The organism is Geobacillus sp. ZGt-1 (assembly GCF_001026865.1).
Lineage (GTDB): Bacteria > Bacillota > Bacilli > Bacillales > Anoxybacillaceae > Geobacillus > Geobacillus thermoleovorans.
Genome location: NZ_LDPD01000043.1, coordinates 1 through 388 on the forward strand (window position 1 = coordinate 1; position 388 = coordinate 388).

The 388-nt window shown below is 40.2% G+C and carries 1 pseudogene; it reads right to left on the reverse strand.

Annotated features, from left to right (window positions below):
- A pseudogene (gene tnpA / locus VU18_RS17665) lies at nt 1-388 on the reverse strand (IS200/IS605 family transposase); the annotation flags it as partial.

Here is a 388-nt window from a genome sequence, read left to right on the forward strand (position 1 = left end):
CACCCCCTTTTCTTTTGAGATTCCACATAGCGTTTGATGATTTCACTTGATCCATTCCCTGCTGTACTCACGAAGAAAGAGCGTGTCCAAAGACTTGGCAGATGAGACAAGTGTTGAAATTCTTCCCTTCATCGTCGGGAAGTCACTCCTTTCACTTTTGTCATCATATCTGATGGAGAATCAGAAGGGAGGCCATTCAAGAACAAATGACAATGATCAGGCATCACTTCCATAGCAAGAAAGCAAGAATAATCCAATCATTCTCTTGGCAAATTTCTTCTACTAACTGCCTGAATCGCTCTTCCACTTTGTTCACTAACACTTTTCTTCGATAACGCGGGCAAAAAACAAAATGGTAGTTAATTAAAGATACAGTTGTTTTCGTTCT